The sequence below is a fragment of the Polynucleobacter sp. AP-Nickl1-40-C4 genome, from assembly GCF_035012665.1.
GTDB lineage: Bacteria > Pseudomonadota > Gammaproteobacteria > Burkholderiales > Burkholderiaceae > Polynucleobacter.
Genome location: NZ_JAYGQR010000007.1, coordinates 95,141 through 120,778, shown reverse-complemented (window position 1 = coordinate 120,778; position 25,638 = coordinate 95,141). Strand labels below are relative to the sequence as shown.

The following is a 25,638-nucleotide window of genomic DNA, read 5'->3' as shown; positions in this document are numbered from 1 at the left end:
AGATTTAATATTGCTTCTGAAATTGCAGGGCGGTCTTAATGGTCTGAAAGTGAATATCTACTGTAGATGTCATTTCCTTTCCGTAGCCGCCCGCCATTGAAAACGCGATGGGTAGTTGTCTATCCAAGGCATACTGAAATACCGCCTCATCCCGTAAGCGCATTCCTGCTGTACTGACATTCAGCCTTCCTAGGCGATCACTTTCATGGGGGTCTGCACCAGCTAAGAAAATGAGGCAGTCTGGCTTGAAGCGTGAATCCATTTGATCTAGGGACTGGCCCAGAGCATCTAAGTAGGCGGCATCATCACAACCATCGGTCAGACCCCAATCAAGATCGCTCTCTTCTTTTTTAAATGGAAAGTTATTTTTCCCGTGAATCGAGAGGGTGAAAATAGAATCATCATTTCGCAGTATCGATGCAGTGCCATTTCCTTGGTGCACATCCAAATCAATCACTACAACTTTGAGGGATGGGCTGATCTCTTTTTGTAAAGCGCGTGCTGCAATAGCGGAATCATTAAAGACACAAAATCCACTACCGGCATCTCGATATGCATGATGGGTGCCACCCGCAAGATTGGCGGCAATGCCTTCTCGTAAAGCAGTTTTGGCTGCCGCAACAGTGGCGCCTGCTGAGCGACGTGAACGTTCCACCATCTGCTTGCTCCACGGAAATCCAATCTCTCTTTGCTCTTGCGGAGAAAGTCTTCCTTCAATGACTTTAATGAGATAGCTTGGATCGTGAGCATACAGAATTTGAGTGTCAGTAGCAGGGGGTGCCTCTACCAGTTCGATATCGATCAGACTACTTACTAGATCACGTAAGCGAGAATACTTTTCCATTGGGAAGCGATGACCCTCTGGAAGTGGCAATACAAAATGGTCGGTATAAAACGCTTTCACGCTTTTATATTTCCCTTGAATATTCTTTCAGAATATTCAAGGGCACAGTCTCTAGGGCTTTGATGTGAGTGCTTTCCAGTTTGATAGAGGGCGCGCATTGGGCATTGAATGCCTCCACCCAACGATTGATGCATAGGCACCATTGGTCACCAGCCACTAACCCTGGAAATTGATATTCTGGTCTTGGGGTAATGAGGTCATTTCCTTTTTGCAGGCTAAATTGCAAAAATTCATTTGTCACAATCGCACAAACTAAGTGACTGCCCACATCCTCTTCATTGGTTTTGCAGCAGCCATCCCTAAAAAACCCTGTTAGGGGGTCGAAAGAGCAGGGAATGAGGGGTTCACCAAAAACATTTAGCGCAACTTCTTTTTGCATAGCAACCTTAAAAATGTCCGTGTTAGCCAGTTTATTGAATAAGCCGTAAACTTGCTGAACAATGACTCAATTAGAAAAGCTCACCTTGTTTTACGATGGCGCTTGCCCGTTGTGCCAGGCGGAGATTCTCTTTTTATCGGGACGCAATCAAGACAATCTATTGGGCTTTGTCGACATTAACTCAGAACAGTATGACCCTCAAAAGGTGGGGGTCTCCTGTGAGGCTGCATTGGCGGCGATGTATGGTCAGTTTGCTAGCGGCAAATTGATCCAAGGCGTCTCAGTTTTTCCTGAGGCCTATCGTCGTGCAAATCTGCCGCGCATGGCCTGGTTCTTTTCAAGAAAGCCACTTCAGCCATTCTTGAAATTGGCTTATCTCTTTTTTGCCAAGAATCGGCATGTGATATCTAATCTCTTTGGGCCTGTAGCTTTACGATTGGTGAAGGCCCGCTCAAGATCTGTACAGCAATGAAGAAAATTCATCTTCTTCTCATCGCCACTTTACTGAGTTTCTTGGTGCCGACCAGCTTTGCGCGCGATCCATTAGAGGTGCCAGCATATCTAAGCACTGCAAAACTTCAAGGAAGCGGTCGACTGACTTGGTGGGGCCTACATATTTACGATGCTTCCTTTTATAGGGTGGGCTCACTATCCTCATCTGAGTTTGCATTGGATATGCGCTATCAAAAATCCTTCTCCGGTAAATCGATTGCTAATCGGAGCGCAGAGGAAATGAAGCGCACTGGCGTACCTGATGAACAAGCCGCCCTTTGGGGTAAGGAGTTGGCGTCATTCTTGCCGAATGTCGAGTCGGGGCAAACTTTGACAGCTGTCTACTCCCCCAAGCAAGGAACCGTTTTTTATCATGATGGTAAGCAAATCGCACAAATACCTGGGGCAGAGTTTTCAAGGGCATTTTTTGGAATTTGGTTAGATCCTAAAACAAGCGCCCCTAAACTGAGAGCAGAACTATTGGGACAAACCTGTCCACCACCACTTTTTAATGAGGCTTGTTAAGTTATGAAATCCTTTTTTACACGCCTTGCATTCACAATATTTTGTGGAGCGCTTTTAGTTTCATGCTCTTCACCTCAGGTTTCTCAATATGCGGCTGAGAAACCAGCTCTAGACCTGAGTGAGTACTTTTCTGGAACGATTGATGCCTATGGCATCTTTACTGATCGTAACGGTGAAGTGAAAAAGCGCTTTACTGTGCTGATCAAAGCAAGTTGGACAGTAGTGGAAGGTAAAAAAGTCGGCACCTTGGATGAACGTTTTGAATACTCTGACGGCACAAAGCAAACACGCATCTGGACTCTAACTGAGCAATCTCCGGGTAACTATATTGGTAGGGCTGATGATGTAGTGGGTGATGCACAAGGTCAGCTCGCCGGAAATGCGCTTAACTGGACCTACACCCTTGCTTTACCGGTAGATGGCACCATTTATAATGTGCAATTTAATGATTGGATGTACTTAGTTACCCCCAAGGTAATGCTCAATAAGGCCAAGATGAGCAAGTTTGGGATTGATTTGGGTGAGGTGACTTTGAGCTTCTATAAGCGCTAAGCAAAAGCGCCCGATTTGTGTCACACTTTCTTGGAAGTCGCCTTTGGGCGCCTCATCCAAGGAGATCTAAATGAACAAGAAATTCAAGCAAATTTCGATTGCTTTATCCGCTGTGGGAATGTTGTTATTAGTGGCCTGCCAATCAATGGAGCAAGGTACTGGGCAAAAAGCCAGCGCAAATTTAGATTCAAGATCAGGCTCTCAGGCTAAGGGTGAGGTTATGTTTACCTGGCAAGGAGATGATGTTCTCATCAATGGTAAGTTTTCTGGATTAAAGCCAAACTCAGAACAAGGTTTTCATGTTCATGAAAAAGGCGATTGCTCTGCTCCGGATGCAACCAGCGCAGGTGGTCACTTCAATCCTGAAACAAAATCTCATGGCATGCCAAATAGCGGCATGAATCATGCAGGAGATCTGCCCAACATTAAGTCCGATGCCAATGGCAACGCAACTTACACTGCTAAGTTACATGGATTTGCTGTAAATACAGGTCCAACTGGAATTGTTGGTCGCTCTGTGGTTGTGCACAGAGACCCGGATGATTACAAATCTCAGCCTGCAGGAAATTCTGGCCCACGTATTGCATGTGGCTTGATTAAGTAATCACATCTATTTATTAAATTAGTACATACAGGGCATTTCATGAGAATCGAAGATACCGATCCAGCGCGACATGCAGGGATTGAATATCCAATGGAGGTGGGTGCTCCTGTGTTTGCACCCATCAAAGTGACTGAGGAAAAAGATAAGGCTGTTAACGTAGCTCGCCAAAATGCCAAGCTTGAGTACGATCGCATTATGGAGCAGGCTGAAGTCTTAATGAAGCAGGCTAAAGCATTACAAGCAAGACTAGATGCTACAGAGATGGTGCATAGCGCTAAATTTGGCTTTAATCCTATTCATGGAAAAATTTACCATCTGTACTATGACGGTAGAAATAACACCAATGTATTGATTCAGAATGGTCCAAAAGAATGGAGTTGTGGAATTCCAGATGGTTGGACTTATTCGATGGCAGTAAAGAAGTTAGGTGACAGTACTTGGGCGGTAATTGAAGAGGATTCTGTTGGCGCCCTTACTGTATGATGTTTTTCTTTATAAAAAAATAATTAGGTGACCTGTGACAAAAGCTCGAGTCGTTAGTCTTAGTGAACTAGGTAGTGCAGACGTAATCAAAGTGATTGATAAAGAATTGCCACCACCTGCAAAAGGTGAAGTGCAGCTCCGTCAAACTGCCATTGGATTTAATTTCATTGACGTATATCAGCGCTCAGGCGTTTATCCATTAGAAATGCCTACGGGCCTTGGGCATGAGGCTACAGGTGTGGTTGAGGCTTTGGGCGAAGGCGTCACTGATTTAAAAGTGGGTGATCGCGTCGTTTATATGAATGCCGGAATTGGCGCTTATGCAAGTGCACGCAATGTAGCGGCTGACAAATTGGTTGTTTTGCCCAGCAATATTTCTGATGAAGTAGCCGCAGCCGTTTTCTTTAAAGCAATGACTGCACAATATCTTGTGCAAAAAACCTATAAAGTAAAAGCGGGTGATGTAGTGCTGGTGCACGCTGCCGCTGGCGGCGTTGGTCAAATATTAGCTGGTTGGGCAAAAGCATTGGGTGCATTTGTCGTGGGCACTGTGGGTTCGCCAGCAAAGTTTGCAGCTGCTAAGGAAGCGGGTTGCGATGCTGTTGTTGATTATTCTCAAGCAAATTGGGTTGAAGAAGTGCTTAAAGCCACTGGTGGCAAAAAAGCCAATGTGGTTTATGACTCTGTTGCTAAAACTACTTTCTTGGGTTCTTTAGATTGTGCCGCTCCCTTTGGAACAGTCGCTTTGTTTGGCGCTGCTTCAGGCCCAGCTCCAGAAATTCAGCCAGAGATTTTAAATAAGAAGGGCTGCCTGTTTTTAACTAGACCTTCTGTATTTCCGCACAACGCTACTGCGGCTTTGTTAAAAGAAAATGCTAAAGCAGTATTTGATGCAATTGCCAAAGGGCATGTCAAAGTACAAATCGGCGCTAAATTTTCTTTAGAACAAGCTGCTGATGCGCATCGTGCTGCTGAAGGACGAAAAGTTTCAGGCGCCATTGTGATGACTCCATAAGCTTAAGTGTTCTAGCGCACATAAGCCCCGTGTATGCGGGGCTTTTTTTATATATCAATCAGACGTAAGATGGAAGTATGAAAACACTTCTCAAAATACTGATCGCTACTCAACTAATTTTATTGAGTTCTTTGTCCTCGGCACAAATTCCTGAGACACAGCATTCACAGGGAATTTCTTACATCACTGGTGGGGTAGGTGAGAGTGAGACGGTTGCGATTTTGGCTGATGCAAAGCAATGGCCATTGCTATTAGAAATGTCTCAAATAGAAAATGGCAGGGGAGTCTGGATCTTCGGGGCAATTATCAAAATCATGAACTCAAAAAAACAGATGATTTTTGATGCCCAGGCAGATGGACCCTATATGCTGATTAATCTCGAGTCTGGCGACTATGTGATTGAGGCAGCTTACCAAGAGGTGACTCAAAAGAGAGTGCTTTCTATTAAAGCCAACTCACCGCAAAAGATCTCCCTATTCTGGAAATAGTGCCTAAAAAATTGACGCATTGCGTCATAAATCTCAACTTTCAATTTGGTCTATAGTTCCCTGATTACTACAATCATCAGGAGATGTATCAATGAAATGCCTTTCAGCTAAAAGCGGTTTGGGCGTATTGCTTTCGGCAATATTAGTTTCAACAGCCTCGCTCAGTATTGCGCAGAATTCTCCAGCTGTAGGTGCTCAGGGTAAGACTGAGGCACTATGGTTTGGACAGGCAGGGTTCCGGATTAAATCCCCTCAGGGAAAAATGATTCTGATTGATCCCTGGATTACTGGCGGACCGAAGACACCATCGATTTACAAGAATGATTTGGCGGCGATTGGTCCGATTGATGTGTTGCTAGTGACGCATGCACACGTTGACCATCTTGGCGATGCGCCAGCTGTGGCTAAGATGAATAACATCAAGTTATATGGTCCAGCCGATATGGTGACGCCACTAACTACTTTGGGAATTCTGCCAGCAGACTTGGGTTATCGTTTTAATAAAACGGGTCGCGTAACACCTGCGCCTGGAATCAAGGTAACCGCAGTTCAAGCAGAGCACTCTTCTTTATTGGTTTGGAAGAATCCGGCTACAGACAAAATGGAGTCACATCCCGCCGGCGAGCCTATGGGCTTCATTATTGAGCTTGAGAACGGTTTTAAGATTTGGCATATGGGGGATACCGGCTTATTTAGTGATATGAAATTCATTAGCGAGCACTACAAGCCCGATCTAGTAATGGTTCCAATTGGAGGAAATTTCACAATGGCGCCTGATGATGCTGCATTTGCATTGCGTACCTGGATTAAGCCAAAAATGGTGATCCCAATGCACTACAACTCTAACCCGATGACTAAAGGTACGTTAGCCGAGTTTCAGGAGGCTATGAAGGGCAGCAATATCAAAATTATTCCGATGACTGAAGGTGAAACAGTTCAATTCTGAGCAGTCTCTAATTTTCAATCCCAAGGATTATTTTTAAATTCAATTGCTTCTGAAGTGAGGGCGAAAAGTATCGCGCTCTGACTCCAGAGGCATTTGGAGCATTTCTATAGAAGGAATCGGTTCGCTGGGGCAAGATTATTAAGGGCGCTGGTATCAAGCGAGAGTAGAGCCCTATAAAGGTGGGTGTGTCTCGCTCTGTGCGCTAAGCGCTAGCCAGGGAAGCCAGCAGGGGCTAACCTTGTGAGGTAGGTCTTCCTAATTGCAATGTATTGCTGACTTTAAACCCCATAAATTGAAGTTTTTTAGTTTTATATTGCAAATAGTTCGTAGTAGTACTATATTAGTTCTAACTAGTACTTTAAATAGGATTTATGAACTTTTTACCTGTCCTGAGAAACCTCGTTTCTGCCTATCAAGCGTTTGAGCGTTATTCAGCTCCGCATATAGCAGCAATGGGTTTAACGATGACCCAGTTTGATGTGATTGCCACGTTGGGCAATCAGTTGCCGATGACTTGTAAGGAGTTAGGCGAGAAAACGCTTGTGACCAAGGGAACGTTAACGGGGGTGCTAGAGCGCTTGGAAGCAAAAGGTCTCATTCTTCGTCAGACAAATGCTCAAGATGCGCGTAGTCAACTGATTGGTTTGACGACATCTGGACAGTCTTTATTTGAGAAAGTATTTCCAGAGCATTTGGAACATCTAAATGGTGCATTTAAGAAATTATCATCAAATGAATTGAAGCAATTAGAAGAGTCATTGCGGTTGCTGAAAGATGCTTTTAAATCATAAACATCAAGTCAATATTTTTTTAAGGAGAAATTGATGAGTAAAGTAGCTGTCGTATTTCATAGTGGTTATGGACACACCGTAAAGCAGGCTGAGGCTATTGCTAAAGGCGCTAATGGAACATTGATTGCCATTGACGCTGAGGGCAATATTACTGATGCACAATGGGCGACACTTAATGATGCTGACGCTATTGTGTTTGGCTCTCCAACCTATATGGGTACGGTGAGTTGGCAGTTTAAGAAGTTTGCTGACGCTAGCTCAAAGCAATGGTTTTCACAGCAATGGAAAGACAAGGTCTTCGGTGGTTTTACGAATTCAGCCACAATGAATGGTGATAAGCATTCAACCTTGCATTACTTCTTTACTTTGGCTATGCAGCATTCTGGCCTTTGGGTTGGTACTGGATTGATGCCTTCGAATTCGAAAGCCGCAAAGCGTGATGACATTAACTATGTGGGTTCATCTGCGGGTGCAATGATGCAAACACCATCTGATGCAAGTGCTGACGAAGTAAATGCAGGCGATCTAGAGACTGCAAGACTGTATGGCGAGCGCATTGCAAAAATTACCAAACAGTTGCGCGGATAATGAATAAAGTCAGATACACCTCTGTTGCCATCATCTTGCATTGGGTGATGGCGCTCTTGATATTTGCAACATGGTCAATTGCAATTGCTGTGGATGATATGCCATTGAGTCCACTCAGAATTACGGGAATTAGCTGGCACAAATGGCTTGGTGTCACCATATTCTTTTTGGTGGTTCTGCGCTTGTTGTGGCGCGCAATTCATCCAGCTCCTGCATTAAACCTCGCAATGCCAGCATGGCAAGAGCGTGCAATGAAGCTAACCCATCTTGCACTGTACTTACTAATGCTTCTGATTCCGATTGTGGGCTGGTTAATGAGTTCCGCTAAGGGCTATACCGTCAACTACTTTGGCTTATTTGAATTGCCGGATCTGGTAGATAAGGATAAGGCACTTGGCCATCAGCTGAAGGAGATCCATGAGTTTCTGGCCAATGGATTAATGGCTTTGGTTGGACTTCATATTTTGGCTGCGCTAAAGCATCAATTTATCGATAAAGATGACTTATTAAGTCGTATGACCTTTGGAGGATCAAACCGTGAAAAGTAAATTCTCATTACGTTTTGAGATATTGGCACAAGCTTTATTAGCTATGCTATTTATTGGCGCTGCAAGCTCAGCTTATGCGGTGGAGTATTCATCTATTGATGCCTCGAAAAGCAAAATTACTTTTACAAGTAAATTGATGGGCTCAAAGATCTCTGGAAGTTTTGGAAAATTTTCTGGGAAGGTTTTATTTAATCCAGACGAGCCAGAAAAAGCGAAGGCTAATCTCATTATTGAAATCTCAAGTTTTAATGCAGGTGGGGAAGAGTTGCAAGAAGAGGCAAAAGGAAAAGACTGGTTCAGTACAAAGCTCTTTCCAACTGCTAGCTATGTAACGGATTCTGTAAAGATTACAGGCCCCAATAGTTTGGATGCCCATGGAACCCTAACCATCAAGGGCAAAGCTGTGCCACTGTTGATATCCGTCAAGTATCAGCTGCAAGGCAAGCAGATGGTCTTTGATGCTAGCTTTCAGGTGTTGAGGCTGGATTTTGGCTTGGGTGCTGGAAATTGGGCAGACACTTCTGCAGTCGCCAATGAGGTGCCAGTCAATGTTCACTTAGTCTTAAATCAAAAATAGTTTTACAAATTAACCTACCTAAACTTACCTTTACTAACTTACTTATTCAATTTTTAATCAGGAGAATTACATGAAATCAAAATTACTTATCGCTTTATTTGCAACAATTGGTCTTAGCTCTGCTTTTGCTGCGCCAGTAACTTATGCTACTGATGCTAACCATACCTTTGCTCAGTTTGAATATAACCATTTAGGATTCTCTAAGCAGACCAGCCGCTTTAATGCGGTTACTGGAACTGTAACGATTGATCAAGCAGCTAAAAAAGGCAGTGCAGATATCACTATTGATACGAAATCTGTCGATACAGGATCTGCTTTATTTAACAATCACATCCAAGGTGAAGATTTTTTATCTACAACCCAATTTCCGACTGCTAGCTTTCAATCAAACGATATGATTTTTAAAGGTGACAAACCAGTTGCTTTAAAAGGTGTGTTGACATTGAAGGGTGTAAGTAAGCCAGTTACATTGAATATCACTAATTTTGAGTGCAAAAAACATCCAATGTCTGGCGCTGATTATTGCGGTGCCAATGCTGAAACAAAAGTTAAGCGCACAGAATTTAATATGGGTAAATACGCGCCGAACGTAGGTGACGATGTAACCATCATGATTGCTATTGAGGGTTCAAAAAAGGATTAATTCCTTTTGTTGGGCTGATGTCATCTGAAAAACCACCTACGGGTGGTTTTTCATTCTCGGCCGACTTGGTTTATAATTACATAAGTAATTGAATTAAAAGGGATTATTCCTTTAATTCCACTTTTGCTGGTTTGACAGCTCTTAGAGGCTCTTGGACAATGCCATGGGTGGTTGATTCAAGCCCCAAGCCCTCATGACAGTTGATACTCATTCCTCCTCCAATACACCGCATTTGATGCTTGAAGCTCGTGCGCTGACTTGTATTCGTGGGGAGCGACAATTATTTCTGAATCTGAATCTGACAGTGGCGGCTGGAGAGTGCCTGCATGTGCGCGGTGAGAACGGGGTCGGAAAAACTAGCCTCTTAAGACTCCTGATGGGACTTTCTAAACCAGAGGCGGGGGAGGTTCTTTGGAATCATCAATCAATCGCTAAAGATCCTTCTATATATCATCGGGAACTTTTATTCCTGGGGCATCGTGATGCTCTGAAGGAAGATCTGACTGCCTTGGAAAATCTGCAGCTGTATGCAGTCCTGGACGACATTCATTTGCCAGGTGATAAGGCTTTAGCAGCGCTCTGGCGTTTTGGTTTGCGTGGGCGCGAGAACCTACCGGTCAGTTGTTTATCGGCTGGACAAAAGCGTCGAGTCTTAATGGCTCGCATGTTGACACGTCAAGCCAAGTTGTGGATCTTGGATGAGCCGTTCAACGCACTTGATATTCATGCTGTTCAAGATTTACAAGGACTAATAGCAGAGCATGTAGAGCAAGGTGGTCTAGTGGTACTGACTAGCCATCAAGCGGTGGATCTTCCGCATGTGAGGGTGCTAGATCTATGAATGCTTTACTAGCCATCATTCGCCGTGATTTGCTCTTGGTTATGCGCCGCAAGAGCGAGGTGCTCACAGCCCTCTTCTTTTTTGTCGTAGTGACTAGTTTGTTTCCATTGGGTATTGGTGCGGATGCTGCTTTACTTCGCAAGATTGCTCCTGGGGTTCTCTGGGTTGCAGCCTTACTGTCTACCTTATTAGGCTTGCATCGGATGTTTGCTGCCGATTATCAAGATGGCGCTTTAGAGCAGCTTGCCTTGTCGCCGCAGCCTATGGTCTTGTTCGTAACTGGAAAAATTGTTGCCCATTGGATTGTGAGTGGACTACCGCTCGTGCTCTTGGCCCCGATCATTGGTATTCAGTTTGATCTGGATGCTAGTTCTTTGTATGTACTGATGGGAACCCTATTATTAGGTACCCCGGTGCTATCCTTACTGGGATCCATAGGTGCGGCCTTAACCTTGGGTGTCAGAGGCGGTAGCTTGTTATTGAGCTTATTGATATTGCCTTTATATATTCCGGTTCTCATTTTTGGCGCTGGCGCCGTATATGCTAATAGTGTGGGTTTGGATACGTCAGGCCATTTTTCATTGCTAGGCGCATTATTGATTTTGGCTTTAGCATTTGTTCCTTGGGTAAGTAGTGCTGCTGTAAAGATTGCAATTGAATGAATCCGATAAATACTTTTTCTAATCACCGCTTAGTTAACTGGTTTAAGTTATCTAGCCCCAGCACTTTTTATCCGTTGGCGGGTAAGCTCATCCCATTCTTCTGGGTCTTGACTTTTTTATTTGGCACTGCTGGTTTGTGGGTTAGCTTCTTTGTTGCGCCCGTCGATGCCGTGCAAGGGCAGGGCTATCGCATCATTTTTATTCATGTGCCCGCATCCTGGATGTCGATGTTTATTTATTTAGTCATGGCTGCATGGGCAGGATTAGGACTGGTCTTTAATACACGTTTGTCTGCCATGATGGCGCAGGCTCTTGCCCCTATAGGTGCTTGGATGGCATTTCTATCCTTGTGGACCGGTGCATTCTGGGGCAAGCCCATGTGGGGTGCCTGGTGGGTTTGGGATGCTCGCCTTACTTCAGAGTTAATTCTTCTCTTTCTGTATTTGGGCTTTATTGCCTTGCGAGCATCTATTGATGATCCTCGCCGTGCCGATAAGGCGAGCGCCATTTTGGCTTTGGTAGGTGTTGTAAACGTACCGATCATTTATTTCTCGGTGAAATGGTGGAACACCTTGCATCAAGGCGCCTCCGTTTCTCTCACAAAAGCCCCGGCGATGGCACAAACCATGCTCTTGGGAATGCTGTTGATGGCTTTATGTCTTTGGATGTACACCATTGCAGTCACCTTAATGCGAGTGAGGGCAATCATTTTGGAGCGTGAAGCCCATGCTGATTGGGTGAGACAATCAATTGAGGTGAAAATCTGATGTGGAATAGCCCTTCTGAGTTTTTTGCCATGGGCGGCTACGCACTGTATGTGTGGTGTAGTTTTGGTGTTTGTGCGCTGGTATTGATATTGGAGCCCCTCATGGCGCGTGCTCGCTTTAGAGCAATCGTACGGCGGTTGAAGCAAGAGCAATTAGCTGAGCAGTTTGATAAAGAGATTAGTAAGTGAAGCCTAGACATAAACGTGCATTGATGATTGTTGCAGCGCTGATCGTAATTGGTGTAGCTGCACTCTTAATTTTGAATGCGCTTAATAGTAATATTGCCTTATACGTCACTCCAAGTGAAGTGTCAGCAGGCAAAGCGCCTCAAGGTCAAGCTTTCCGAATTGGTGGCATGGTGAAGGATGGCTCTTTAAAGCGCGATGGCCTAACCGTGCACTTTGTGATTACTGATTTGGTGAAAGATATTCCAGTGGCCTATACCGGCATCCTTCCTGATTTGTTTAAAGAGGGTAAAGGTGCTGTAATCCAAGGCCGCATGAATGCCAATGGTGAATTTATTGCCAGTGAAGTATTGGCAAAACATGACGAGAACTACATGCCTCCTGAAGCAAAACATGCTTTAGAGCAAGCTCAAAAAAACGGAACAAATAAATGATTCCTGAGTTTGGGCATTACGCACTAGTTCTGGCGCTTTGCATTGCTCTCATTCAGGGGGTTTTGCCATTGCTAGGCGCGCATTATGGCCGACGCGATTGGTTGGTGCTAGCAAGGCCTGCCGCGCAAACGACCTTCTTATTGTTGGCGATTGCTTTTGGAATCTTGGCCTGGAGTTTTTACGCCAATGATTTTTCTGTACTTTATGTTGCTGAGCACTCCAATTCACAGCTGCCGGTGATTTATCGATTAGGCGCAGTATGGGGTGGGCATGAAGGATCTCTCTTATTGTGGATTTTCTTGCTGGCTACCTGGACCATTTTGGTTGCTCAACTTTCTAAAGCATTAGATGACTTTATGGTGGCGCGAGTAATTGGTGTTTTGGGGCTGGTCACTAGTGGCTTACTCCTGTTTGTTTTAACAACCTCAAATCCGTTTGAGCGTTTATTGCCTGCTGCTCAAGATGGCCGCTCATTAAATCCACTCTTGCAAGATCCGGGCTTAGTATTTCATCCGCCAATGTTGTACATGGGTTACGTTGGTTTTTCAGTGGCTTTTGCATTTGCAATTGCCTCTTTATTGTCTGGAAGATTAGATGCTGCTTGGGCTCGTTGGTCGCGTCCTTGGACAACCGCTGCTTGGGTTTTCCTGACCCTCGGTATTGCTTTGGGTTCATGGTGGGCCTATTACGAATTGGGTTGGGGCGGCTGGTGGTTTTGGGACCCCGTTGAGAATGCCTCCTTTATTCCTTGGCTCGTGGGTACCGCCTTGTTGCATTCTTTGGCGGTTACCGAAAAGCGCGGCGGCTTTAAGAGCTGGACTGTGCTCTTAGCAATTACTGCATTCTCTTTATCGCTACTAGGAACCTTCTTAGTTCGTTCGGGTGTCCTAACTTCGGTTCATGCATTTGCAACCGATCCAAGGCGCGGCATCTTTATTCTGATCTTCTTATCACTCGTCGTTGGTTCGTCTCTGATGCTCTACGCATGGCGTGCGCCTAAGAGTTCGATGGGCGGCAAATTTAGTTTGAGCTCCAGAGAAACATTGATTTTGCTTGGCAATGTCTTTTTAGTGGTTTCTGCCGGATCTGTTTTGCTAGGCACCCTATATCCTTTGCTGATTGATGCTTTGCATCTAGGTAAGATTTCTGTAGGCCCTCCTTATTTCAATAGCGTATTTGTTCCCATCATGGTGCCATTACTGGTATTGATGGGTATCGGTCCATGGGCAAGCTGGAAGCAAAGTAATTTAATTACCATCATCAAGCGTTTATGGATTGCAGGCGCAGTCGCTCTAATTGCAGGCGTTGGAATTCCTTTAATTATGGGCCAATTTACTTGGCTTGCAGGCATGGGCTTCATGTTGGCATTTTGGGTGATCGCTTCGGGCTTCATGCAAATTATTCGACAAGCCAAAGCCGGTAAACCAACCCGTTCTTTTATTGGTATGCAGGTGGCGCATTTGGGCATTGCGGTATTTGTGATTGGCGTCACAATGGTGGGTGCTTATCAAGAAGAAAAAGATGTGCGCATGTCCGCTGGCGATACAGTAAGTGTTGGTGGATATCAAATCCAGATGCAGGGAGTGAATACAGTACTTGGCCCAAATTATCAAGCGATACGAGGCGCTTTCCAGCTCTCCAAAAATGGTATTGCTGAGAGAAGTCTTTATCCAGAAAAGAGAAGCTACTTTTCTTCGACGATGCCGATGACTGAAGCAGCGATTAATGCTGGACTCACCCGCGATATTTATGTATCACTAGGTGAAGAACTCAGCGATCAATCCTGGGCTGTACGTGTTTACTACAAGCCTTTTGTGGATTGGATTTGGGGCGGTTGCTTGTTGATGGCTTTAGGTGGCGTGTTCGCTATGTCTGATAAGCGCTATCGACTGAAATTAAAGAGCAAGTTCATATGAAAGCAAAATTTTTAATCCCCCTGATCTTGTTTGTGGGTTTGGTAGTCTTTTTGGCTATTGGCTTAAATCGTGATCCACATGAAGTGCCTTCACCGCTAATTAACAAGTCTGCCCCTGCATTTGAAGTGTCTCAATTGGCTGATGCTAATAAAACATTTTCACCGGCAAGTATGAAGGGACAGGTGTGGATTCTGAATGTTTGGGCATCCTGGTGCGTAGCTTGTCGCGAAGAACATCCGGTGTTGGTTGAGCTTGCTAAGTCCCAAATAGCGCCAGTGATTGGTTTGGACTATAAAGATAAGCGTGAAGATGCTGTAGCTATGCTGGCAAAACAAGGCAATCCTTATACACTCTCCGCTTTTGATGGCAATGGGCGTGTTGGTATTGATTACGGCGTCTATGGCGTGCCTGAGACTTACATCATTGATAAGGCAGGTGTGATTCGCTTTAAACACATTGGCCCGTTAACAATGGATTTATTGAATCAAAAAATTTATCCTATGTTGAATGAGTTAAAGAAATCATGAGGCGGATTTTATTAATCGCCGTTTGCGTCTTTAGTTTAGGCAACGCGTTTGCCAAAGATGCTGCACCACTCGCGGATGATCCAATAACAGAGCAGCGTCTTATTAGTATTTCAGAAGAAATGCGCTGCTTGGTGTGTCAGAACGAGTCTTTAGCTGGCTCGCGCTCGGATTTAGCTAATGATTTGCGTCGTGAAATTCGGGTATTGATCAAAGAAGGTAAGAGCGATGATCAAATCCGCTCATTTATGGTTGAGCGCTATGGCGATTTTGTACTGTATCGCCCGCCAGTGAAACCACTGACCTGGTTGTTATGGATTGGCCCATTTGTTATTTTGGGTCTGGGCGTTGCTGGTTTATTAATGTATTTAAGACGCAGAGATAGCAGCGTGCCTAATGTCGCGCTGACTGATGCTGATAATCAAAAAATCGATGCACTATTAAATGCAAGCGATAAGAAAGAGGGATGAAATAAGTGACTAGCTTTTTGATCCCCGCCTTTTTACTCCTGGTTCTGGTATTGGTGCTATTGCTGCGCCCATTCATCTTTCCCGCGAAGAGCTCGTCGACATCGCGTCGTCAGATGAATGCCACCATATACCGAGAAGAGTTGGATAAATTAGAGCTTGAATATAAAGCTGGTGTAATCAATTCTATTGATTATGAAATTGCGCATGCAGAAATGCGTCAAAGACTCTTTCAAGACACTATTGAAGAGGATGACCGAGAGGTTGCGGGCTCTTCAAAGAAGACTGCAATCGGCCTTTGTATCTTTATCGTCTTGCTCTCATCGGCACTGTATTTCTCCTTGGGGGATGTTGTTCGGGTAGCCCAAAACAATTCTGAAAAACCAGTCACCCAGGAAGGTGTCGAAAAAATGGTGGCTGAATTTGCCATCAAAATGGAAAAAGATCCTGGCAACTTAAAGGGCTGGGCGATGTTAGCTCGCTCCTATCGAATCTTGGGCCGCGATCAGGATGCCGCTAAAGCGTATGCACGTGCAGGTAACTTTATTGATTCTGATCCGCAATTGTTAGCTGACTATGCAGATGTTCTGGCAAGCAATGCAAATGGGAGTTTTGTTGGGAAGCCTTCGCAGTTGATTAATCAGGCATTAAAGCTGGACCCCAATAACATGATGGCACTTTGGCTTTCTGGAACCGCATCTTATAACGCTAAAAATTACAAGGCAGCGGCGCAGTCCTGGGAGAAGCTTGTGCAACAACTTCCGCCCAATACGGATGAGGCGCGTGCCATTCAAGGATCTATTGCTGAGGCGCGCTCTAAAGGTGGTCTGACTACTTCAGCGCCGGTTGCTCCAACCGGAAAAGGCATTAGCGGCAAGATTGAATTGTCTGCTGACCTTAAATCTAAGATTAAGCCTGGCGACATTGTGATGGTGATTGCACGCAAACCTGGTGAGCGTATGCCTGTTGCTGTCTTGAAGGCATCTGCAACTGACTTTCCAATGGGCTTTATATTGAATGATTCATTGGCCATGAATCCCAGTGCGCCTCTGTCTCAACTATCTGAGGCGAGTGTCGAGGTGCGCATTTCTAAGACTGGGATGGCGAAACCGGAAGCGGGGGATTTAATCTCTTCAGTGCAGACAATTAAAGTCGGCACAACCAATGTTCGCCTACTAGTCGACCAAGTTCGCCAGTAAGGTTTTAGCCTCTACCCACAAACGGCATATTGGTTGCCATAATGGTCATCGACAGAATATTGCTTTCGAGTGGCAGTTGGGCCATATGCAGTACGGCCTCACCAATATGATCAACATCCATGCGTGGCTCTACCTTAATCGATTGATCTGCCTGCAGGATCCCAGCAGCCATACGTTCAGTCATCTCTGTTGCAGCATTGCCGATATCGATTTGACCGCACGCGATATTAAAAGGACGTCCATCTAATGCAATGGTTTTGGTTAAGCCGCTGATGGCATGTTTGGTTGCCGTGTAGGGCGCTGACATTGGACGAGGTGCGTGTGCAGAGATTGAGCCATTATTGATAATTCTGCCTCCCTGTGGAGATTGCGCTTTCATCATGCGAATCGCTTCCTGTGAACACAAGAACGCACCACAGAGGTTGCTATTCACTACATTCATCCATTGCTCATAACTCAGGTCCTCCATTGGAATGGCAGGGGCTCCCATACCAGCGTTATTGAAGAGCAAATCAATGCGGCCAAATTTATGGCTAAGTGCTGTAAATAGCTTTTTGACTTCATCGGGTTTGCCAACATCGCAAGCGACCGCTAGACAGTTACTTTGATTGCCGCCGATATCAGCAATAGCCTTTTCTAATCTATCTAGATTGCGTCCAGTTAGGACCACTTGATAGCCTCCCTTGAGAAGGGCTTTGGCAGCCGCTCGCCCAATACCAGTTCCTGCACCAGTTACTAGGGCTACCTTAGTTTTTGCTGAATTCATCATGTTCTTTAGGGCTGCTTAAAAGTATTATCTTATCGTGGTTTATTAGGCCTGTTTTGAAACCTTTGCCTATTGCTTTGCTCGGGGCATAATGCAAAAAACACAAGAGATTTCCATGAATTTCATCAAAAGACAAATTTATAACCCTATAGCTCTGGTAGTCAGCTTTTTTGCGCTGCTGATCATTTTCTTTGCCGTACTCTGGATCTTGGTTCCTCCGCCTCCCAAGTCGATTGAAATGGCCACTGGCTTTCCTACGGGGCTGTATTACCAGTTTGGTGAGCGTCTAAAAACGGAAATAGCTAAAGAGGGTGTTGATCTTAATGTGCGATCTACTGGTGGGACCTTAGATAACTTAGCTCTTTTAAATGACCCCAAGTCTGGGATTGATTTTGCAATGGTGCAGGGTGGGGTCGCCAATCTGAATGAATATCCAAAATTAGTATCGATTGCAGGCATGTTTTACGAGCCTATTTGGGTTTGGTATCGCGATGCTGCATTTAAAACTGATGGTGGTCAACTCACTATCTTGAAACAATTAAAAGGCAAGAGAGTTTCTATAGGCAATGAAGGAAGTGGTACTTTAGTGCTCGCTAAAGATTTATTGCGAGTTAGTGGCATTTCTGAAAATGAGATTAAGCTGGAAAAACTTAAGCCAGATGATGCTATCGAGAAATTAAATAATGGCCAATTAGATGCCGTATTTATTGTGGCTGCAGCTGAGGCGCCGATTTTGCATAAGTTTTACTCTGTACCCGGTATTCGTTTGATGAGCTTTGACCAGGCAGATGCTTATACCCGCAACTTAACCTACCTATCTAAAGTGATTGTTCCTAGAGGTTTGTTGAGTATTGAGTTTGATCAGCCACGTCAAGATATTCAGGTAATGGCCCCTACTGCTACTTTGGTTGCCCATGATAATGTCAGTCCGGCCCTGGTATCGCTTTTGCTTGGGGCTTCCTACGATATTTTGAAAACCTATTCTCGCCTACAAAAAGTGGGTGAGTTTCCATCTAGCTCAGGCTTGGATTTCCCCTTGCATGTAGATGCAGAAATCTATTTAAAAGATGGGCCTTCATTCTTACATCGCCACTTACCATTCTGGACAGCGGTGTGGGCTGGACGTTTTGTCAAAATTGTCATTCCATTATTGGTTATTCTGATTCCGCTATTTACTTATATTCCGTCGACTAAGAACTTCTTCTTACGATTGAAGTTGGCTCAGGTATATGAAGAGCTCAAGGTGATTGAGAAGAATGCCCAAAATCCAGCGCTAAAAGAAAAGAATTTCAAAGATCTTGAGGATATAGAGAGGCGCGTTGGAAATATCAAGGTATCCATGTTGGATGCTAAAGAGCTATATGACCTCAAAGGGCATGTAGGTGAAGTCCGTCACCGCCTGAATTTGGTTCATTAAAGGGATCTGGAGATGAATAGGCTAATTCATTATCTATTTTTAGCTGTAGGCCTGCTTGTATCTATTGGGGTTCAGGCACAGGCCTACCCAAGCAAGCCTATTTCCCTGGTGGTTCCTCAGGCGGCAGGCGGCACTAACGACATTGTGGCTCGTCTAATTGCGCCATCTTTTGGTGAAGCTATTGGCGCATCGATTGTGGTTGAAAATAGACCAGGTGCTGGCGGTAATATTGGTACCCAAAGTGTTGCACGCTCACCTAAGGATGGCTATACCTTACTGCTTACCATTAATAGTGCGCAAGCTATTAATCCTTCTTTATATAAAAATCCTGGCTTTGATCCTATAAATGATTTTGTGCCTTTGTATTACATTGGGGCAACGCCTTATGTATTAGTTTCTCCACCGGGATCTCCTTATAAAACATTGGTGGATGTTGTGGCTGCGGCTAAGAAGAGGCCTGGAGAATTGTCATATGCCTCAGCTGGTAATGGCACGATTAGTCACTTATTAGGCGCTATGCTTAATGCGAGCGCTGGCATTGAAATGCAACATATTCCTTACAAGGGGGTAGCCCCAGCAATTAATGATGTATTAGGTGGACAAGTGCCGCTGGCATTTGCGAGCTTGCCCTCTGCACTCAATTACATTAAAGCGGGGAAGCTTCAGGCGATCGCGATTAGTTCTGCAAAGCGTTCTAGTGCTGCGCCTGAAATTCCAACGATTGCAGAAACATACCCTGATTGTGTTGGTGAGGTGTGGGTGGCCATCTTTGCCCCTGTTGGCGTTAGTGTGGATGTAATAAAGAAGGTGCAGGCGGCAATGGAGAAGGCCCTATCTAAATCAGAAGTGCGTGAGAGGCTATCTGCACAGGGCTTGGATCTTGCACCCGTTCCAACTAATAAGTTGAGCGCTTTACTAAAGGATGAGTTGGCTAAGTGGGCAAAAATTGTGAGGGCATCTGGAGCGCAGTTGGATTAACGCTTTTTTGCTGCTTGACCTAAAATAGACCCATGACAATTACTGGCGTTGCGCCTACACTGACCCCCTTAAAGCAGATCGATCAAGCTTTGCGTGATGACGGCTTTGCTGTGGTGTCTGCTGAGACGGTTGCTGAGTTTAGTAATGTAGATCTGTCCAAGCTTCAAGATCTCACGAAGTATTGGGAAAACTTGCCCCGCGATCCTTATTTAAAAGATGGTGGGCGCTATCGCTTTCGTCGACATGCTAGCTATGAGATTAAAGGTGATGAGCTCACATTGGTTCCACATCGTGCACACTGGCAATCACTAGATTACAACGCATTGCATGGTGGAATTGAGCGCTGGTTTGAGCCCATTCAAGGTGAGTTATTAAGTAATACTGCTTGGCAATCTGTCTTGCTCGGGCTTGCGCATATCTTGAATAGCCTAAAGCCTGTGAATACTTGGTTTGTTGAAGCGCATCAATTTCGAATTGATACCACTGATGGTATCGGACGTCCAACACCTGAAGGCGCGCATCGCGATGGCGTTGATTTTGTAGCAGTCTTCTTATTGGGTCGAGAGGGTATTAAAGGTGGTGAGACCAGAATATTTGATACCTCTGGCTCCGCAGGATTGCGTTTCACCCTCACACAACCTTGGTCTCTTTTGTTAATGAATGATCAGCGCATGATTCATGAATCAACCCCAATTCAGCCATTAGCAAAATATGGCTATCGAGATACCTTGGTTCTTACCTACCGCTCAAATGGTTTCCAAGACTCTCCAAATCGAAGTCAGCAATAAGCCAGCTGATTTACTCTGGCTCCATGCCAGCTTCTTTAATCGCTTTTGCCCACTTAGCAGTTTCTAGTTTGATCTTTTGGCTAAGGGCTTCAGGCGTTCCTGGCTGAGTTTCAAAACCATTTGCAGAGAGTCGCTCTACTAGGTCTTTTGATTTAGCTGCATTGTTAATGGCTTGATTGAGCTTGAGGACGGCATCCTTCGGCATGCCCGCTGGACCAAATGCCGCAAAGAAGGCGATCAGTTCATAGCCTTTGATACCTAATGCTTCATTTACCGTAGGTAGCTCTGGAATAGCCGGCGAGCGCTTCAAGGAGGTTACAGCTAGGCCACGGATTTTGCCTGCTTGCACCTGAGGTAATGAAACTCCAAAGTCGGATGTGAACATATTCACTTGACCGCCAATTAAATCAGTCATAGCATTGGGGCCGCTCTTGTATGAGACCCCAATCATTTTGATATCAGCAAAGCTTGCCAGCATTTCTGATGAAACGCGCTGTGATGTACTTGCATAAGCAAAAGTCATTTTTCCTGGATTGGCTTTGGCTAGAGAAACAAACCCATTGAGTGATTTAGCAGGCACATCATTATTGATGGCAATAATGAGTGGAGCAGATCCAAAAAATCCAATGGGAGTAAAGGCGGTGTCTTGGTTATAGGGTAAATTTTTGACCAAGCTCTTCAGGGCGGCGTTGGTGCTATTGGTTCCGAACAGAATCGTATAGCCGTCTGCGGGGGCCTTGGCCACAAAATCTGCGCCAATCAGGCCATTTGCGCCAGGGCGATTTTCAACAACTACGGGCTGGCCTAATGACTCAGACATTTTTGCAGCAAAAGCACGTCCAATTTGATCGGTTGTGCTACCAGGGGCAAAAGGAACAATCGCTTTAATAGGTTTTGAGGGGTAGTTTTCCGCTGATGCCAGGGGGCTTGCTGAGCCAATGATGAGGCCGGCCCCGATCTGCAATAAACGAACTATTAAAGATTTGCTATTCATGCTGTCTCCATCTTGTTTTCTGTAGTGTAGCGGGTCTATTTGGTTCTGGGCGAGTAGAATGAGTTCACGTTTCTACTGACTAACTATGCGCTTTCGTTCAGCTGGCTATACCCCTCTTATGCTTCTAGCGCAAACCTGTGCTTTATTAGGTTTTGCTTGCTACGCTGTCGTGTTAACGACTTTGCAAGAGGAGTGGCATCTCAGTAATTTGCAGTCGGGCCTGATTGCGAGTGCTTTCTTCTTTGGTTACATGCTTGCCGTTCCTTTAGCAACGGCTTTAACAGATCGGGTGGACGCGCGTAAGGTCTATTTAATAGGCGGTCTCACAGCAAGCTGTGGTCTTTTAGGCATGGGTTTGTTCGCTTATAACTTTTGGACGGCTCTACTTTTTATGGCTCTAAATGGTGCCGGTCTTGCTGGTACCTATATGCCTGGCCTGAAAATTTTGTCTGATCGCATCCAGTCTGGTGAGTTAACGCGGCACATCGCGTTCTATACCGCTTTCTTTGGCATTGGCACTGGATTTTCGTATTTGTGTTCTGGCTGGATTCTAAGTGGGCTTGGCTGGCGCTATGTATTTGGTTTGATTGCTTTGGGCCCGTTCAGCGCTTTCCTGATTGTCTTGTTGCTTATTCCAGCGCTTCAGCATGAGAAATGGCAAGGACCAATCAATATTCGTCTGCACGATATCTTTCCGGTGGATAAATGGAAGTTGGTTTTGCAGGACAAAAATGCTGCAGGATTTATTTTCGGTTACACCGCTCACACTCTAGAGCTCTTTGCATCGAGAAGCTGGATTGTTGCCTTCTTTGCTTTTTGTGCAGTTGCTTCTGGCGAAGATTTTTTCCTAACGGCTACTACTTTAGCTGGGGTGATTAATTTCTTTGGTGTGCCATCGTCCATATTGGGTAATGAAATTGCTTTGAGAGTGGGGCGTCAAAAATGGGTGTGCATTGTGATGCTGACTAGTGCAGTACTGGGGATTGCATTTGCTTGCTCAACTGGTCAGTCGTGGTGGTTGATTGTTGCTCTGGCTATTGGGCATGCCATATTCATCATGGCAGATTCCTCAACGCTCACTGCGGGCTTGGTAATTAGTGCGCAAGAAAATATCAAGGGCGCTGCAATGGGCCTGCACTCATTGATGGGGTTTGGTGGCGGCCTATTGGGGCCTGCCATTTTTGGTTTCGTCTTGGATATTTCTGGTTCTCGTACTTCACAAGTTGCCTGGGTGTGGGCATACGTTGCTGTAGTCATGTGGGGCGTTCTATTTGTGATTTACGAACGACGTAGGGGCTGGGGTAGCTCAGTGCGCGTATGAGTAATCGGATAAATAAGCAGATAAATAAGCAGATAAATAAGTAGGTAAATGAGTGGATGAATAAAAAGAATGCTTTAGTTTGCTATCACTGTTCAAGCCAGATTCTCCCGGGGGAATTAACTGAGGCGGAACTGGGTGGTGAGACGCGTCCATTCTGTTGTCCAGGTTGTATGGCAATTGCGCAAACAATTCATGGAGAAGGCCTAGAAGTTTTTTATGCTAGGCGTTCTCAGTCGGGTGATAAGCCAGCAGCCTATCTTGCAAGTGATGAGATTCCGGTGAAGCTCAAGCCTTATGACGATCCTTCATTGCGAGGCCGTTTCACCCGTTCATCTGGAGGGGAGGGTGATCTTGAAACCACTCTACGTTTAGAAAAAATTCGATGTGCAGCTTGTGTTTGGCTGTGTGAGCAACATTTACGTCGTAATGCAGGTGTTCAGGATGTGCAAATCAATTACGTTACTCAAAAAGTAATGGTGCGTTTTTCTCCAGATAAAACGAGCTTAGCACGACTACTTTTTGAAATTGAGCGCATTGGTTATGAGGCTTGGCCATTTGAGCCCTCCCAATCATTAGATCGCGCTAAAAAGGAAAGGCGCCACCTTCTTTTGCGACTGGGGGTAGCAATGCTCGGCATGATGCAGGTCATGATGTATGCCTGGCCAACGTATGTTGGTGCTGATATCACTCCAGAATTTGAGATTCTTTTAGGTTGGACTAGCTGGTTATTGACTGTTCCTGTGATGGTCTACTCAGCAGGTCCAATATTCCAGTCGGCTTGGCGAAGTGTGCAGTCTTTTAAGCAAACGCATATGTTGGGAATGGATGTTCCTATTGCATTAGCTTTAGCTTTGGCATTTATTGCGGGCACTATTAATTTAGTTACCGGTGTTGGGCATACTTACTTTGATTCCATCACCATGTTTGTGGCATTTATCTTGGCGGCCAGATATGTGGAGCTATTAGCAAGACAAGATGCGCAAGGTGGAGCAGAGGCTTTAGCTAAACAACTGCCTGCAACATGTGAGCGGGCATTGAACTATCCAGCATCACAAGAAATTGAAGTGGTTCCCGTGGTTAATTGCAATCCTGGGGAAGTGTTACGAGTTTCTCCAGGGGAAGTGGTGCCTGCTGACGGTATCCTGATTGAAAATGTGAGTGCTTTAGACGAGTCTTTGCTCACAGGCGAATCTAAGCCGGTTGAGAAAAAGATTGGTGACCGTGTGTACGCTGGTACTCACAACATACTGAATCCATTGTTCATGCGAATTGAGGCAGTGGGGCAATCAACCCGTATCGCCGGAATTGCTTCCTTATTAGATCAAGCATTACTTGCTAAACCAGTCATGGTGAGTCTTGCTGAAAAGTGGACTGCTTATTTTGTTGCCTTTTTACTATTCGGTGCGTTTGCTTCGTCCGCTATTTGGCTGTACTTTGACCCTAGTCGTGCGTGGACAGTTTTAGTTTCTGTTCTAGTTGCCAGTTGCCCTTGTGCTTTATCGCTAGCAGTTCCAACCGCTATGGCAGCAGCGCAAGGTGCGGTAACTAAATTAGGTTTACTAATTGTGCGTGGTCATGTGATGGAAGGTTTGGCAAAAGCAACTGATTTGGTGTTGGATAAGACCGGCACACTAACGATGGGTCAGCCAGAGTTGCAAGAGGTCATTAATTTGCGTACGGGCTATCGACGTGAAGATGCCTTGGCCTTAGCTACGGCATTAGAGGCGGGGCAAAGGCATCCGTTGGCACTTTCTTTGATGCGTGCCGCTACTGCTGAAAATTTATCTTTACCTACATTGAGTGAACCAGTGATTAATCAACTGGGAAAAGGTTTAAGTTCGGGCGAGTATCGCTTGGGAAGCGCCTTGTGGCTGGGGGTAGAGCAGAGTGCGCAATTAGGGCAATACGGTCAGGTGCATTTAGCAGATGCACAAGGATTGATAGCCAGCTTTGTATTTTTGGACACGCCTAGAGCAGGATTAGAGCAATTCCTAAAAGTAGTGAAGTCTAGAAAGATTGCAGTGCATTTAGTTTCTGGTGATGATCGCGCCACGGTTGCATGGTGGGCCCAGCATGTTGGCATCGAGCATTATCAAGGTGGCTGTACGCCTGAGGATAAGTATGGCTACATTGCAAGACTGCAAAAAGAAAATCGTTTTGTATGGGCCATCGGCGATGGTGTGAACGATGCACCTTTGCTTGCTCGTGCTGATATTTCTATTGCAGTTGGCGCTGGTGCACCGTTGGCAGCTGCTGGAGCCGATGCAATTCTGACGGCTAGTTCTCTAGAGCCTTTAGCAAAGACTTTATTGTTGGCCGATAAAACTCAGGCAATCATCAAAGAAAACTTATGGTGGGCCTTGGCTTACAACTTGCTGGCTATTCCTGCTGCAATGATGGGCTTAGTAAATCCCTGGGTTGCTGGGATCGGGATGTCGCTTTCTTCGTTAGCCGTGACTTTAAATGCCTGGCGTTTACGAAAGGCTTAGACTATAGGAATGGAAAGTTTATTTCTTCTAATCCCTTTATCGCTGGTCTTAGTCGGCCTTTTGGCTTGGATTTTGCGCTGGTCCATTAAGAGTGGGCAATTTGATGATTTGGATGGTCCTGGTGAGGCGATTTTGATGGATGATGACACTCCAAAATCCAAATAAGTTAGTAAATACTCTCAATAATAGCTATATATTTAAATAGCCCAAGCAATCTAGGGTTTCCCTTAGATGTGCAGGGTGAATTTGCCCCACCCTTTTTGATATAGATCAAATCCCCCTTGGGGCTCTACTTTGATAATCAATCCAGTCTATTTGGATTATGTCGCAGTTTGGTCACAAAAAAGGAGAAACC

Annotated in this window: 32 protein-coding genes; 28 read left to right on the top strand and 4 right to left on the bottom strand. The window is 45.1% G+C overall.

The window, feature by feature from the left end:
• Positions 1 to 4 precede the first annotated feature (4 nt).
• The gene (locus tag VC182_RS09090; protein ID WP_323485108.1) at positions 5 to 904 is read right to left on the bottom strand and encodes a histone deacetylase; all 900 of its coding nucleotides are present in this window, start codon (positions 902 to 904) and stop codon (positions 5 to 7) included.
• A gap of 4 nt (positions 905 to 908) precedes the next feature.
• Positions 909 to 1,283: a DUF2237 family protein gene (locus VC182_RS09085; protein WP_072583752.1), complete on the bottom strand. Its 375-nt coding sequence runs from the start codon at positions 1,281 to 1,283 to the stop codon at positions 909 to 911.
• A 61-nt stretch (positions 1,284 to 1,344) separates the two neighbouring features.
• Between VC182_RS09085 and VC182_RS09080 the strand changes: the two genes are divergently transcribed.
• The 22 genes from VC182_RS09080 (at position 1,345) to ccmI (ending at position 16,530) form a co-directional block, all read left to right on the top strand.
• Positions 1,345 to 1,755: a thiol-disulfide oxidoreductase DCC family protein gene (locus VC182_RS09080; protein WP_072583737.1), complete on the top strand. Its 411-nt coding sequence runs from the start codon at positions 1,345 to 1,347 to the stop codon at positions 1,753 to 1,755.
• Positions 1,752 to 2,300, top strand: a complete 549-nt coding sequence (locus VC182_RS09075; RefSeq protein ID WP_216120536.1) for a chalcone isomerase family protein — start codon at positions 1,752 to 1,754, stop codon at positions 2,298 to 2,300. Before VC182_RS09080 ends, VC182_RS09075 begins: the two co-directional genes overlap by 4 nt.
• Positions 2,301 to 2,303: 3 nt before the next feature.
• On the top strand, positions 2,304 to 2,852 hold the full coding sequence (locus tag VC182_RS09070) for a DUF3833 domain-containing protein (protein WP_216120538.1): 549 nt from the start codon (positions 2,304 to 2,306) through the stop codon (positions 2,850 to 2,852).
• A gap of 70 nt (positions 2,853 to 2,922) precedes the next feature.
• Positions 2,923 to 3,456, top strand: coding sequence for a superoxide dismutase family protein (locus tag VC182_RS09065; protein WP_323485107.1), 534 nt, complete (start codon positions 2,923 to 2,925; stop codon positions 3,454 to 3,456).
• A gap of 39 nt (positions 3,457 to 3,495) precedes the next feature.
• Entirely contained in the window at positions 3,496 to 3,939 is a 444-nt protein-coding gene (locus VC182_RS09060; protein ID WP_072583733.1) for a DUF2452 domain-containing protein, read from the top strand.
• A gap of 34 nt (positions 3,940 to 3,973) precedes the next feature.
• Positions 3,974 to 4,954, top strand: coding sequence for a quinone oxidoreductase (locus VC182_RS09055; protein WP_323485106.1), 981 nt, complete (start codon positions 3,974 to 3,976; stop codon positions 4,952 to 4,954).
• 77 nt (positions 4,955 to 5,031) lie between these two features.
• Complete coding sequence (locus tag VC182_RS09050) at positions 5,032 to 5,442, top strand: carboxypeptidase regulatory-like domain-containing protein (RefSeq protein ID WP_216154508.1); 411 nt, start codon at positions 5,032 to 5,034, stop codon at positions 5,440 to 5,442.
• A gap of 91 nt (positions 5,443 to 5,533) precedes the next feature.
• On the top strand, positions 5,534 to 6,388 hold the full coding sequence (locus tag VC182_RS09045; RefSeq protein WP_072583730.1) for a metal-dependent hydrolase: 855 nt from the start codon (positions 5,534 to 5,536) through the stop codon (positions 6,386 to 6,388).
• 371 nt (positions 6,389 to 6,759) lie between these two features.
• The gene (locus VC182_RS09040; protein ID WP_323485105.1) at positions 6,760 to 7,179 is read left to right on the top strand and encodes a MarR family transcriptional regulator; all 420 of its coding nucleotides are present in this window, start codon (positions 6,760 to 6,762) and stop codon (positions 7,177 to 7,179) included.
• Positions 7,180 to 7,212: 33 nt separating this feature from the next.
• On the top strand, positions 7,213 to 7,767 hold the full coding sequence (locus VC182_RS09035) for a flavodoxin family protein (protein WP_072583728.1): 555 nt from the start codon (positions 7,213 to 7,215) through the stop codon (positions 7,765 to 7,767).
• The gene (locus VC182_RS09030; protein WP_323485104.1) at positions 7,767 to 8,315 is read left to right on the top strand and encodes a cytochrome b; all 549 of its coding nucleotides are present in this window, start codon (positions 7,767 to 7,769) and stop codon (positions 8,313 to 8,315) included. The genes VC182_RS09035 and VC182_RS09030 overlap by 1 nt, the downstream gene beginning before the upstream one ends.
• Positions 8,305 to 8,892 carry a YceI family protein gene (locus VC182_RS09025; protein WP_323485103.1) on the top strand — a complete coding sequence of 196 codons (588 nt, stop codon included), beginning with the start codon at positions 8,305 to 8,307 and terminating at the stop codon, positions 8,890 to 8,892. Before VC182_RS09030 ends, VC182_RS09025 begins: the two co-directional genes overlap by 11 nt.
• 70 nt (positions 8,893 to 8,962) lie before the next feature.
• Positions 8,963 to 9,535, top strand: coding sequence for a YceI family protein (locus tag VC182_RS09020; protein ID WP_216120546.1), 573 nt, complete (start codon positions 8,963 to 8,965; stop codon positions 9,533 to 9,535).
• Between the two features lie 193 nt (positions 9,536 to 9,728).
• Complete coding sequence (gene ccmA, locus VC182_RS09015) at positions 9,729 to 10,376, top strand: cytochrome c biogenesis heme-transporting ATPase CcmA (protein ID WP_323485102.1); 648 nt, start codon at positions 9,729 to 9,731, stop codon at positions 10,374 to 10,376.
• Positions 10,373 to 11,038 (top strand): heme exporter protein CcmB, encoded by a 666-nt coding sequence (ccmB, locus tag VC182_RS09010; RefSeq protein ID WP_216120548.1) that lies wholly within the window; start codon positions 10,373 to 10,375, stop codon positions 11,036 to 11,038. The genes ccmA and ccmB overlap by 4 nt, the downstream gene beginning before the upstream one ends.
• A complete protein-coding gene (gene ccmC / locus VC182_RS09005; RefSeq protein ID WP_072583723.1) occupies positions 11,035 to 11,805 on the top strand; it encodes a heme ABC transporter permease CcmC in 771 nt (256 codons plus the stop codon). The genes ccmB and ccmC overlap by 4 nt, the downstream gene beginning before the upstream one ends.
• Positions 11,805 to 11,993, top strand: coding sequence for a heme exporter protein CcmD (gene ccmD / locus VC182_RS09000; protein WP_072583722.1), 189 nt, complete (start codon positions 11,805 to 11,807; stop codon positions 11,991 to 11,993). The genes ccmC and ccmD overlap by 1 nt, the downstream gene beginning before the upstream one ends.
• Positions 11,990 to 12,424, top strand: coding sequence for a cytochrome c maturation protein CcmE (ccmE, locus tag VC182_RS08995; protein ID WP_072583721.1), 435 nt, complete (start codon positions 11,990 to 11,992; stop codon positions 12,422 to 12,424). The genes ccmD and ccmE overlap by 4 nt, the downstream gene beginning before the upstream one ends.
• Positions 12,421 to 14,340 carry a heme lyase CcmF/NrfE family subunit gene (locus tag VC182_RS08990; RefSeq protein ID WP_323485101.1) on the top strand — a complete coding sequence of 640 codons (1,920 nt, stop codon included), beginning with the start codon at positions 12,421 to 12,423 and terminating at the stop codon, positions 14,338 to 14,340. The genes ccmE and VC182_RS08990 overlap by 4 nt, the downstream gene beginning before the upstream one ends.
• The gene (locus VC182_RS08985; protein WP_072583719.1) at positions 14,337 to 14,867 is read left to right on the top strand and encodes a DsbE family thiol:disulfide interchange protein; all 531 of its coding nucleotides are present in this window, start codon (positions 14,337 to 14,339) and stop codon (positions 14,865 to 14,867) included. The genes VC182_RS08990 and VC182_RS08985 overlap by 4 nt, the downstream gene beginning before the upstream one ends.
• Positions 14,864 to 15,334 (top strand): cytochrome c-type biogenesis protein CcmH, encoded by a 471-nt coding sequence (locus VC182_RS08980; protein WP_072583718.1) that lies wholly within the window; start codon positions 14,864 to 14,866, stop codon positions 15,332 to 15,334. Before VC182_RS08985 ends, VC182_RS08980 begins: the two co-directional genes overlap by 4 nt.
• A gap of 5 nt (positions 15,335 to 15,339) precedes the next feature.
• On the top strand, positions 15,340 to 16,530 hold the full coding sequence (gene ccmI / locus VC182_RS08975; protein WP_323485100.1) for a c-type cytochrome biogenesis protein CcmI: 1,191 nt from the start codon (positions 15,340 to 15,342) through the stop codon (positions 16,528 to 16,530).
• Between the two features lie 4 nt (positions 16,531 to 16,534).
• Here ccmI and VC182_RS08970 read toward each other — a convergent pair whose 3' ends face one another.
• Positions 16,535 to 17,296: an SDR family oxidoreductase gene (locus VC182_RS08970; RefSeq protein WP_323485138.1), complete on the bottom strand. Its 762-nt coding sequence runs from the start codon at positions 17,294 to 17,296 to the stop codon at positions 16,535 to 16,537.
• Between the two features lie 115 nt (positions 17,297 to 17,411).
• Between VC182_RS08970 and VC182_RS08965 the strand changes: the two genes are divergently transcribed.
• From VC182_RS08965 to VC182_RS08955, 3 genes are read left to right on the top strand one after another with little or no spacing between them, the layout of a single operon-like run.
• Entirely contained in the window at positions 17,412 to 18,713 is a 1,302-nt protein-coding gene (locus VC182_RS08965; RefSeq protein ID WP_323485099.1) for a TAXI family TRAP transporter solute-binding subunit, read from the top strand.
• A gap of 12 nt (positions 18,714 to 18,725) precedes the next feature.
• A complete protein-coding gene (locus VC182_RS08960; RefSeq protein ID WP_323485098.1) occupies positions 18,726 to 19,691 on the top strand; it encodes a tripartite tricarboxylate transporter substrate binding protein in 966 nt (321 codons plus the stop codon).
• Positions 19,692 to 19,723: 32 nt separating this feature from the next.
• Positions 19,724 to 20,479, top strand: a complete 756-nt coding sequence (locus VC182_RS08955; RefSeq protein WP_216120554.1) for a 2OG-Fe dioxygenase family protein — start codon at positions 19,724 to 19,726, stop codon at positions 20,477 to 20,479.
• 10 nt (positions 20,480 to 20,489) lie between these two features.
• On the opposite strand, the gene VC182_RS08950 is transcribed toward VC182_RS08955, so the two are convergent.
• Positions 20,490 to 21,473 (bottom strand): tripartite tricarboxylate transporter substrate binding protein, encoded by a 984-nt coding sequence (locus tag VC182_RS08950; protein WP_323485097.1) that lies wholly within the window; start codon positions 21,471 to 21,473, stop codon positions 20,490 to 20,492.
• A gap of 85 nt (positions 21,474 to 21,558) precedes the next feature.
• Here VC182_RS08950 and VC182_RS08945 point away from each other — a divergent pair, with 85 nt between their 5' ends.
• The 3 genes from VC182_RS08945 to ccoS are packed head-to-tail and all read left to right on the top strand — an operon-like array spanning position 21,559 to position 25,448.
• Complete coding sequence (locus VC182_RS08945) at positions 21,559 to 22,794, top strand: MFS transporter (RefSeq protein WP_323485096.1); 1,236 nt, start codon at positions 21,559 to 21,561, stop codon at positions 22,792 to 22,794.
• A 56-nt stretch (positions 22,795 to 22,850) separates the two neighbouring features.
• Positions 22,851 to 25,283 (top strand): heavy metal translocating P-type ATPase, encoded by a 2,433-nt coding sequence (locus VC182_RS08940; protein ID WP_323485095.1) that lies wholly within the window; start codon positions 22,851 to 22,853, stop codon positions 25,281 to 25,283.
• Between the two features lie 9 nt (positions 25,284 to 25,292).
• A complete protein-coding gene (gene ccoS, locus VC182_RS08935; RefSeq protein ID WP_323485094.1) occupies positions 25,293 to 25,448 on the top strand; it encodes a cbb3-type cytochrome oxidase assembly protein CcoS in 156 nt (51 codons plus the stop codon).
• Positions 25,449 to 25,638: the final 190 nt, after the last annotated feature.